This is a genomic window from Ruminiclostridium cellobioparum subsp. termitidis CT1112, from assembly GCF_000350485.1.
Taxonomy (GTDB): domain Bacteria; phylum Bacillota; class Clostridia; order Acetivibrionales; family DSM-1351; genus Ruminiclostridium; species Ruminiclostridium termitidis.
This window is the reverse complement of record NZ_AORV01000061.1, coordinates 114,525-121,609: the sequence shown is the minus strand read 5'-3', so window position 1 is coordinate 121,609 and position 7,085 is coordinate 114,525. Positions and strand designations below refer to the sequence as shown.

Below are 7,085 nucleotides of genomic sequence, written 5' to 3'. Positions count from 1 at the left end.
AAATACACTCAAGGCTTTCTTTGTCTGCAAAGAAAGCTTCACAAAAGAAATATTTCTCAAGACTTTGGGATTGCAAGCAGAAGCGCCTGAGGCCTTATAGGGAGACATTTAATTAAAGATGTGATTGGATATTCTATCAATACTTTGGCTTGATAAAACGCCTATGCAGGCAATAGCATCGTCTTCAGCAACCTCAGCCGAAACATTTAAATATTTGGTGAAGAAGGTATATAAGATTACATATTCCGTATATAAGGAATTTGCTTTTCTTATTCCTTCGGGAGTCAGATGTACCTGGCCATAGTGCTGCTTTTCAATCAATCCAATTTCCGCAAAATATTTTAGCATTTTAAAAACACTGTACTTTGTGACAGACAGAGTATTGGCTATATCTACCGACTTAACAGGTCCACCGCCATTGCTTAATTTATATACACAAATTAAATATTTAATTTTAGAATTAGACAGCATAGACATCTCCTTGATCCATGATAAGAGGTTAGCATAAGCTAACTATATATTGGCATACTATATGAAGATAGTCAACTGATATTAAATAAGAATTTATTAAAAATGCTTGCAACAATAAATAAGACCTGGCATACAATCTGCCAGATCTTAAAGTGTTATTTCCGATTGCTAATCTTTAATTATTGTATTTTGACGGATTCTTTCAAACGTTTCTTCGCTTATGACATGCTCGATCCTGCAGGCATCCTGTGTAGCCACATCGGGAGAAACGCCGAGTGAAATTAAATAAGTGGACAATATCTGGTGACGCTCATACATTGCTGTTGCAATATTGTATCCTTTATCAGTAAGGGTTATATGACCTGTTGATTCATCTATTATAATATATTCTGCATTTTTTAGTATAGTCATTGCGCGGCTTATACTGGGCTTTGAATAACCTAGTTCATTTGCAATATCAATTGAACGTACATTCCCATTTTTATTTTTAAGAACAAGTATTGTCTCCAAATAATTTTCACCGGATTCTTGTAACTTAATCATAATTAACCTCCTAAGCCATGTTGTGACTTTGAGCCGCACAGCGTCTGAAAAATATAATTGAATCAATCAATTAAACCATTTGACCAGCGGCATCAATAAATTAAATAATTAATATATTAATCATATAATTATAGCATATGTAAGCTTTTTATCAAGGTGTATGGATAATAATGCAAATTTGCAATATTTAACATATAGAAAAAAACATAATGAAAAATCGTTAAATATATATTAAATATATTGACAAACATAGTTAGCAGTAGTAAACTTCTTATAGAGGTTAGTTAGGGCTAACCAAATTATTTGAAGAAGGGTTAGCAGATACTAACCTTTGAAGGAGTGATTTTATGCCTTTAACAATGGCTTCTCAAGGCGAGATTAATTCTATAAAATCAATTCGGGGTAAGGATGAGACCAAAAGATTCCTGGAGAATCTCGGTTTTGTCATAGGTTCAAAGGTTACCGTCATCTCAGAAATAGGCGGTAATATGATAGTTAATGTAAAGGATGCCCGTGTAGCAATAGATAAAGGTATGGCCAGCAGGATCATTGTTTAACATCGTATACTTTAAATGTTCACACAAAAAATTTTATATAGAAGAGAGGAAACACAATGAGAACACTCAAAACCATAAACTGTGGTGAAACTGTTACAGTTGTGAAGCTTAGCGGAGAAGGTGCGATTAAGCGCAGAATAATGGATATGGGTATCACCAAGGGTACTTCCATTTATGTACGCAAGGTTGCTCCGTTGGGAGATCCGGTGGAGGTCACAGTCAGAGGATATGAATTGTCACTGAGAAAAGCAGACGCCGAAATGATATTGGTGGACTAAGCAGAGTATAAAAAGCTCTGCATATTTTAAAGTTACGAGTTAGCATAGTCTAACTTTCAGAAAATAGGAGGAAGGAACAATGGCTATTAAAATTGCACTTGCCGGAAATCCAAACTGCGGTAAGACGACAATGTTTAATGAATTAACAGGAAGCTCTCAATATGTTGGAAACTGGCCTGGTGTTACGGTAGAGAAAAAAGAGGGAAAGCTTAAAGGTCACAAGGATGTTATTATAATGGACCTTCCCGGTATCTATTCCCTATCGCCCTACACTCTTGAAGAGGTAGTGACACGTAATTATCTCTTAAATGATAGACCTGACGTAATCATCAACCTGGTTGACGCATCAAATATAGAAAGAAACCTGTATCTTACTACACAGCTGGTGGAAATCGGTATACCGGTAGTAATAGCATTGAATATGATCGACATTGTACGAAAAAATGGCGATAAGATAAATTTGGAGAAGCTCAGCAAAGAGCTAGGCTGCGAGGTTTATGAAACATCTGCCTTAAAAGGTTCAGGTTTAAAAGAAGTAACTGACAAAGCAATAGCTCTTGCTAAAAGTAAAGCAAAAACAATTCCGCAGCATACTTTTGACAATGTGGTTGAGAACAGCCTGGCCCAGATAGAGGTTGCAGTTGACAGTATAATAAGCAACAAAGAACAGTCAAGATGGTACGCCATCAAGATTTTTGAAAGAGACGAAAAGGTTCTGGGGCAGTTAACAATTGATTCATCTATAAAGCAGAAAGTAGAAGAAATAATTGTGGCCTGTGAAGCCGATATGGATGACGACAGTGAAAGTATAATTACAAACGAACGGTATATATACATTGGTAAGATTATTAAGAAGTGCCTTAATAAAAAACAAGTAGGGATGACTACCTCTGACAAAATAGACAGGATTGTAACAAACAGATGGCTGGCATTGCCTATTTTTGTGGTTGTTATGTTTATAGTATACTTTGTTTCGGTGTCATGGCTGGGAACCATTGTCACGGATTGGACGAACGATACCTTGTTCGGTGCATGGATACAGCCCGGAGTCGGAGATTTTCTGGCTAACGTAGGCGCCGCCGAATGGTTACAGAGTCTGGTCGTTGATGGTATTATAGGTGGTGTTGGAGCAGTTCTCGGATTTGTACCACAGATGATGATCCTGTTCTTCTTCCTCTCCATTCTTGAGGACTGTGGATATATGGCACGTGTAGCATTTATAATGGATAGAATTTTCCGTAAGTTCGGGCTTTCGGGAAAATCATTTATACCGATGTTGATTGCATCAGGCTGCGGTGTTCCGGGTGTTATGGCATCCAGGACAATTGAACAGGATAAAGACAGAAAGATGACCATTATGACTACCACTTTTATCCCGTGCGGTGCAAAACTTCCTATAATAGCATTGATTGCAGGAGCCATGTTTGCGGAGAAATCCTGGTGGGTAGCGCCGTCGGCATATTTCCTGGGTATTGCAATGGTTCTGTTCTCAGGCATAGTTCTTAAAAAGACAAGATTGTTTTTGGGCGATCCGGCTCCGTTTGTTATGGAGCTTCCGCAATACCATGTTCCTGGTGCTAAAGGCGTTCTGATTCACATGTGGGAACGTGGAAAGGCATTTATTATAAAAGCCGGTACAATTATATTTGTGGCTTGCGGAGTAATATGGTTTTTGTCAAGCTTCGGATGGAATTTGCAAATGGCCGAAGAAGGAGACAGCATTCTTGCTTCCATAGGCAATGTCATCGCTCCTATATTCGCACCGTTGGGCTTTGGAAACTGGAAGGCAGCAGTTGCAACAGTGACCGGTCTCGTAGCCAAAGAAAATGTTGTAGGTACATTTGGAGTATTATTTGGAATTTCGGAAGCAGCAGAGGATGATCCTGCATTGCTGGCACAGGTTGCAACAATGTTTACCGTAATCAGCGCATATGCTTTTATGGCCTTTAATCTATTGTGTGCTCCATGCTTTGCGGCCATCGGTGCAATTAAGCGTGAAATGGGCGGATGGAAATGGACACTTATTGCTGTTGGATATCAGACAGCTCTTGCGTATGCAGTAGCACTCATAATTTTCCAGCTGGGCGGTCTTGTAACCGGTGCTGTTTCATTCGGCCCAGGTACGATAGCGGCTTTGTTGGTTCTGGGATTCATGCTTTGGATGTTATTCCGCCCCTACAAGCCGGTGAAGAAAGAAAAAGTTTTATCCGCAGGCGGACAGGTAAATGTTTAATTGGTTAATAAAATTCCTGTTAAGTAAGGAGGAACCACTATGATACAATTTTTAAAGGACAATTTAGCGACAATAATAATAGCTGCAATAGTAATCGGATTAATGGTTTGGGTTGTGATCCACAGGATCAGGAAGAGGCAAAGAGGAGAAATCACTTGCGGCTGCGGGTGTTCAGGTTGTTCTGAAGCAAGCGATTGCCATAAGTAAGTAGAAAAGAGGGCTAAAGGCCCTCTTTTTTTTGTTTTTATCCAAACAGCACAATTGAATAAATATGGAATGTAGATGATATAGAATACTGCTATTTTATTAAGTAAATAAGGGCTCTTTTGCAATAAAAGCATTTACAAAGCAATTCATAAGTATTAAAATAAATGCAGTATTTTAACTTTTTACAGGTTAATCACAGGATATATTGTTGAAAAATTAACAAGACATTGAGGTAGCAATTAATGGATAAACAAACGATGATTAGCAATATAAATAAAATGAAGAAGGAACAGAATGCGGTTATTGTTGCTCACAGCTATCAGGTTGACGACGTGCAGGAGATAGCCGACATTGTAGGAGATTCATTTGCTTTAAGCCAATATTGTGCATCAAGTACTGCCGATACCATTGTTTTCTGCGGAGTACATTTTATGGCCGAGAGCGCAAAAATCCTATCTCCCCGGAAAACAGTCCTGCTTCCGGAAATTAATGCAGGCTGTCCTATGGCAGATATGGTTACTGCAGAGTCATTGCGGGAGGCCAAGAAAAAATATCCCGAGGCCGCTGTAGTCTGTTATATAAATTCAAGTGCCGAGGTTAAGGCGGAATGTGACATCTGCTGTACATCCTCCAATGCGCTGTCGGTTATCAGATCAATAGATAAAAAAGATATTCTCTTTGTTCCCGACAAGAATTTAGGAAGCTATGTTGCTAAAATGTGCCCTGAGAAAAATATTATTTTCTGGGAAGGATATTGTATTACACATCACAAAATCAAATCACATGAGGTTCTTGCGTCCAAAGAGCTGCATCCTGATGCGCTGCTGCTGGTCCATCCGGAATGTCAGCCGGAGATTCAGGAGCTGGCTGACTTTGTGGGCAGCACCAAACAAATTATTGATTATGCTAAAAACTCTGATCATGATAAATTTATAATAGGAACCGAGATGGGTGTTTTATATCAGCTTAAAAAAGACAGTCCCCATAAGACTTTCTATATGATGTCGACTGGTCTCATATGCCCTAATATGAAAAAGACTTCTCTTCAGAGTGTTCATGACGCGTTAGCGTTCAAGAAGTACGAAATAAATCTGGAGAAAGATATTATTGAACGTGCATCGCACTCACTTACCAGGATGTTAGAGGTGGCTAAATAGGTGCATGTGGGGTCTTTGGGAGGGAACATATGGAAGATGAAGGCAGAAGGGCGAGTATAGAAATTGTTGAAAAAGATGTTATTATTGTTGGAAGCGGTATTGCAGGGGTTTACACAGCATTGGAGATACCCGGCGATAAATCGATAGGGATAATAACCAAAGAAACACTTGACATAAGTAATTCAGTTCTGGCGCAGGGAGGGATAGCCGTATCCCTCGATGAACAGAATGATTCACCCCAGTTACACTTCAAGGACACTCTTTTTGCGGGAGCAGGTCTTTGCAATGATGATAGTGTATGGGTTTTGGTTGAGGAGGCTGCCGACAATATTAAAAAGCTCTGCAGTCTTGGAGTTAACTTTGATAAAAGCGGCCAGCAATTGTCTCTTACCCGTGAAGGGGCTCACAGTGTGAACAGGATTATTCATTCTGGGGATACTACCGGAAAGGAAGTCTGTGACAAGCTCATTGAGGAAGCCCGGAAAAGAAGCAATATTTCTATATTTGAAAGACATTTTGCCGTGGATCTCGTTGTTAGAAATGGTGAATGCAAGGGTGTTATTGTATACGATGAAACAGCTGAAAAAATGAAATTTTTCAGTGCCAGACATACTGTAATTGCCACAGGAGGCTTTGGTCAGATTTACTCTCATACGACAAATCCTGAGGTTGCAACCGGAGACGGTATCGGAATGTGCCTCAGAGTGGGAGCTGAAGCCATGGATATGGAGTTTGTCCAGTTTCACCCTACTGTTCTTTATCACCCTAAGGATAAAAGCTTCCTGATTTCAGAAGCAGTGCGCGGTGAAGGTGCCATGCTCAGAAACGCCGGGGGCGAGCGTTTTATGCAGAAATATCACCAGCTTGGAGAGCTGGCCCCGAGAGATGTTGTATCCAGGGCTATATTCCAGGAGATGTCCCTTTCAGGGTCAAAAAACGTTTTTCTGGATATTACTTTTAAAGAGAGGGAGTATCTGGAAAATAGATTTCCCAACATATTCAAAACCTGCATGGATTATGGCATCGATATATCCAGAGATTACATTCCGGTTGCTCCGGCAGAGCATTATTGCATGGGGGGCATCAGAACAGATGTGGACGGGCAGACTAACATAGCAGGGTTATACGCCTGCGGTGAAGTAGCCTGTACGGGTATTCACGGGGCAAACAGGCTGGCCAGCAATTCCCTGCTTGAAGGGCTGGTATTTGGCCGGAAGATCGCCGTAAAAATTTCTGAAGGAGTTAACGCTTCAATTCAGGAGGAGGCAGAGGTTCAGATGGAGTTCCCTCTTAATACCCAAAACGATAAAGTATTAAAGGCTATGAAGGAAGAGATTCAGCATACCATGACTAAGTATGTCGGCATCATCAGGAATGAACGGGGGCTTGAAACCGCAAAAAACACAATTAATGGAATATATACCCGGTTTAGTGATTTAACAGGCTTCAGCCTTGTTAAACTTGAGGTAGCGAATATGTTAACTGTCGCAAATCTTGTAATTGAAGCGGCGCTTGAAAGAAAAGAGAGCAGGGGAGCTCATTTCAGATCGGATTTCGACAGGACGGATGATCTCAACTGGAAGATAAATATAGTAAGGGTTTTGCCGGATAAATCAATTTGTGAGCTATAATGAACTTT

General features: G+C 40.0%; 8 protein-coding genes. 6 read left to right on the top strand and 2 right to left on the bottom strand.

The genetic code is table 11. The annotated features are described in order from the left end of the window. Positions 1-108: 108 nt before the first annotated feature. Together CTER_RS21990 and CTER_RS21985 are read right to left on the bottom strand one after the other, a co-directional pair. The gene (locus CTER_RS21990; protein WP_004629466.1) at positions 109-471 is read right to left on the bottom strand and encodes a metal-dependent transcriptional regulator; all 363 of its coding nucleotides are present in this window, start codon (positions 469-471) and stop codon (positions 109-111) included. A 168-nt stretch (positions 472-639) separates the two neighbouring features. Further along, positions 640-1,014, bottom strand: a complete 375-nt coding sequence (locus tag CTER_RS21985) for a metal-dependent transcriptional regulator (protein WP_004629468.1) — start codon at positions 1,012-1,014, stop codon at positions 640-642. Between the two features lie 347 nt (positions 1,015-1,361). Between CTER_RS21985 and CTER_RS21980 the strand changes: the two genes are divergently transcribed. The 6 genes from CTER_RS21980 (at position 1,362) to nadB (ending at position 7,077) form a co-directional block, all read left to right on the top strand. Then, complete coding sequence (locus tag CTER_RS21980) at positions 1,362-1,571, top strand: FeoA family protein (protein WP_004629427.1); 210 nt, start codon at positions 1,362-1,364, stop codon at positions 1,569-1,571. A gap of 56 nt (positions 1,572-1,627) precedes the next feature. After that, positions 1,628-1,849 carry a FeoA family protein gene (locus CTER_RS21975; protein WP_004629302.1) on the top strand — a complete coding sequence of 74 codons (222 nt, stop codon included), beginning with the start codon at positions 1,628-1,630 and terminating at the stop codon, positions 1,847-1,849. Between the two features lie 79 nt (positions 1,850-1,928). Continuing rightward, entirely contained in the window at positions 1,929-4,082 is a 2,154-nt protein-coding gene (feoB, locus tag CTER_RS21970; RefSeq protein ID WP_004629339.1) for a ferrous iron transport protein B, read from the top strand. A 39-nt stretch (positions 4,083-4,121) separates the two neighbouring features. Continuing rightward, positions 4,122-4,289, top strand: a complete 168-nt coding sequence (locus CTER_RS27800) for a FeoB-associated Cys-rich membrane protein (RefSeq protein ID WP_004629330.1) — start codon at positions 4,122-4,124, stop codon at positions 4,287-4,289. Between the two features lie 242 nt (positions 4,290-4,531). After that, positions 4,532-5,446: a quinolinate synthase NadA gene (gene nadA / locus CTER_RS21965; protein WP_004629317.1), complete on the top strand. Its 915-nt coding sequence runs from the start codon at positions 4,532-4,534 to the stop codon at positions 5,444-5,446. Between the two features lie 29 nt (positions 5,447-5,475). After that, the gene (gene nadB / locus CTER_RS21960) at positions 5,476-7,077 is read left to right on the top strand and encodes an L-aspartate oxidase (RefSeq protein WP_004629462.1); all 1,602 of its coding nucleotides are present in this window, start codon (positions 5,476-5,478) and stop codon (positions 7,075-7,077) included. Positions 7,078-7,085: the final 8 nt, after the last annotated feature.

Coding starts and splice junctions, on each gene's coding strand:
- CTER_RS21990 (WP_004629466.1), bottom strand. CDS start 471: ATGCTGTCTAATTCTAAAATTAAATATTTAATTTGTGTATATAAATTA.
- CTER_RS21985 (WP_004629468.1), bottom strand. CDS start 1,014: ATGATTAAGTTACAAGAATCCGGTGAAAATTATTTGGAGACAATACTT.
- CTER_RS21980 (WP_004629427.1), top strand. CDS start 1,362: ATGCCTTTAACAATGGCTTCTCAAGGCGAGATTAATTCTATAAAATCA.
- CTER_RS21975 (WP_004629302.1), top strand. CDS start 1,628: ATGAGAACACTCAAAACCATAAACTGTGGTGAAACTGTTACAGTTGTG.
- feoB (WP_004629339.1), top strand. CDS start 1,929: ATGGCTATTAAAATTGCACTTGCCGGAAATCCAAACTGCGGTAAGACG.
- CTER_RS27800 (WP_004629330.1), top strand. CDS start 4,122: ATGATACAATTTTTAAAGGACAATTTAGCGACAATAATAATAGCTGCA.
- nadA (WP_004629317.1), top strand. CDS start 4,532: ATGGATAAACAAACGATGATTAGCAATATAAATAAAATGAAGAAGGAA.
- nadB (WP_004629462.1), top strand. CDS start 5,476: ATGGAAGATGAAGGCAGAAGGGCGAGTATAGAAATTGTTGAAAAAGAT.